Genomic DNA, 2,528 nt, shown 5'->3' on the forward strand with positions numbered 1-2,528 from the left:
AGAAAAACAAGTATATGAATTTTATGGGAAAAAATACCCAGAACAAGGACCGTTAACAAAATGGATACTAAAAAACCTAAAATAATAACAATTGCCAGTCTTAAGGGCGGTGTAGGTAAAAGCACAACTTCAATAATTCTTGCCACTCTTTTAGCAAAGTCAAAAAAAATTCTTTTAATAGATATAGATACTCAAGCATCAATAACCAGTTTTTATTTCAATAATATACAAAACAAAAATGTTAATTTAGAAAATTCTAATATATATGAAATATTAAGGGAAGGTGCTTTAGGAATAAGAGATGTTATTATCAATATTGATAATAATTTAGATCTAATACCTAGTTATTTAAGTTTACATAAATTTAATCAAGAAGCAATTCCGTTTAAGGAATTAAGGTTAAAAAAGAAGTTAGAATCTATACAAGACAATTATGATTATATAATAATAGATACTCCACCAAGTTTAGATTTCACTTTGACAAACGCTTTAGTAAGTAGTCAATATGTTTTAGTACCGATAACCGCTGAAAAATGGGCAGTTGAGAGTTTGGATCTTTTAGAGTTTTATTTAAGAAAAATAGGAACAAATGCGCCCATTTTTACATTGGTAACACGATTTAAAAAAAATAATACTCATAAACAATTACTAGACATTTTACAATTAAGAGAAGATTATTTAGGGATTATATCTGAAAGAGAAGATTTAAATAGGAGAATAGCAGAAAATGATAAATTTGATTTAGATAAAGATTATGTTTGTGAGTATAAAAAAATTCTTGAATGTTTTTTAAATAAGATGCAGGCTATGCCATCTTATGGATGGCGCATATAAAAAAATGTTCTTTAAAAAAAAATTCCGGTGCCGGAAAAAAATATGAGGTGATTTATATATGAATATACAATTAAATAAAAGAAATTTATCTAATGATAATGATGTTATAGTTAGGTATAAATCGTTAAAATCTCAATTAACGATTAATGTTAAATCTGAAATTTGTTCTAGATTGGAAACAATGAAAATTTTAAAAGAGATTAAAGATAATGAATATTACAAGCTAGATGGATATAAAAGTTTTGAAGATTTTACAAAAGACTATAAATTGGCAAAAACTCAAGCCTATGATTATTTAAGAATTGCCAATGCGATAGAAGAGGGAATAATAGAGGAAGAATTTTTAGTACAAAACGGATTTAGACAAACTCTTTTTGTACTAAGAAATAAAGAAAGCATAACAATAAAAAAATCCAAACAAAATTGGATAAAACCCCTAAGATTTCAGCTTAAAAAACAAGAAAGCTATGATTTTTATAAAAAACATGCAAAATTTACAAGTTTTATGATGGATGAGATTTTTGAAAATCAAAAAGATTTTCTTAATAAACTTTTTAAAAAATATAAAGAATTAAAAGGATAATAAAGGGGATTTTATGAGTAATTTAGCCCACAATGCTCTTAAAATAGAAAATATAAGGTTAGAATTTTTAAATAAAGGGTTTAGCGAAGAGACAATAGATTTTGTTTTACTTCAGAACGATAATTACAATTTTGAAGTTTTAAAAGAAAAAATGAATTCTTTAGAACAACAAATCATTAATGTAGAAAAAAACCTTCAAAAAGATATATCTAGCTTAGATGCGAAAATAGATAGTGTAAAAAACGAACTTAATGCGAAAATAGATAGTGTAAATACTAAGATAGACAACGTAAAAAACGAACTTAATGCGAAAATAGATAGTGTAAATACTAAGATAGACAACGTAAAAAACGAACTTAATGCGAAAATAGACAATGTAGAAAAGAATTTAAACTATAAAATAGATAGTTTGAATACTAAAATAGATAGTGTTAATACCAAAATAGATTTTATAGAAAAGAATTTGCGTAAAGATCTCAATATGGGAAACAGATTAATACATTTTATGATATTAACAGCCGCAATTCTTGGACCAATTTTAAATGCTTTATTTATGAAATATTTACAATTTATTAAATAATGAATAATACATAAATTTGTTTTTTTAAGCAGTATATTATAATACTGATGAACATTACTAAAAAATAACATTTTATTTTTGCTCTATTTTAAATTAGAACTTATTCGAACTTTTTAACAAAAGACTTTAAACAAGTTCTTTTTTTGTAAAAAGACAAATTGATTTTAATTTTAAATTGGGTAATACTTAATTGTTGAATTTTTTTAAAAAAAAAGTTGATAAAAATAGTTTTTGGTATACATATATATGTATTGCTAAAAACTTCATTATATCAAATATAGTCCAATTAAGTGAGTGCATAGCTATATTCTTTTAGTAGAGAATCAGGCTAAGCCCTCATTTTTTTCAAAAATTTTCTGTATAAAACTTGGTAAAAACAGTTTTTGCAATATAATAAATATTGCATAATATGATCTCTATATTGCATATATAAAATAAAGGTTACATTTTGGTGGACTTAACTAGTTCTTTAACAAGAGAATTTAGTTAAGTCTTACTTTTTTTGTAAAATTTTTATAAATAAGTTGACAA

General features: G+C 24.0%; 4 protein-coding genes. All 4 read left to right on the forward strand.

Annotated elements, in window-relative coordinates:
• Window positions 1-85, forward strand: an 85-nt coding sequence (locus tag HNP63_RS06565; protein ID WP_183227688.1) for a DUF226 domain-containing protein, incomplete at its 5' end; no start/stop codon positions are given.
• Complete coding sequence (locus HNP63_RS06570; RefSeq protein WP_012579189.1) at window positions 61-834, forward strand: ParA family protein; 774 nt, start codon at window positions 61-63, stop codon at window positions 832-834. The genes HNP63_RS06565 and HNP63_RS06570, both read left to right, overlap by 25 nt.
• Before the next feature lie 58 nt (window positions 835-892).
• Window positions 893-1,417, forward strand: a complete 525-nt coding sequence (locus HNP63_RS06575) for a chromosome replication/partitioning protein (protein WP_006434263.1) — start codon at window positions 893-895, stop codon at window positions 1,415-1,417.
• A gap of 13 nt (window positions 1,418-1,430) precedes the next feature.
• Window positions 1,431-1,997 (forward strand): Bdr family repetitive protein, encoded by a 567-nt coding sequence (gene bdr / locus HNP63_RS06580; protein WP_012579164.1) that lies wholly within the window; start codon window positions 1,431-1,433, stop codon window positions 1,995-1,997.
• The last annotated feature ends 531 nt before the right edge of the window (window positions 1,998-2,528 follow it).

The sequence above is a fragment of the Borreliella afzelii genome, from assembly GCF_014202295.1.
Classification (GTDB): Bacteria; Spirochaetota; Spirochaetia; order Borreliales; family Borreliaceae; genus Borreliella; species Borreliella afzelii.

Coding starts and splice junctions, on each gene's coding strand:
- bdr (WP_012579164.1), top strand. CDS start 1,431: ATGAGTAATTTAGCCCACAATGCTCTTAAAATAGAAAATATAAGGTTA.
- HNP63_RS06570 (WP_012579189.1), top strand. CDS start 61: ATGGATACTAAAAAACCTAAAATAATAACAATTGCCAGTCTTAAGGGC.
- HNP63_RS06575 (WP_006434263.1), top strand. CDS start 893: ATGAATATACAATTAAATAAAAGAAATTTATCTAATGATAATGATGTT.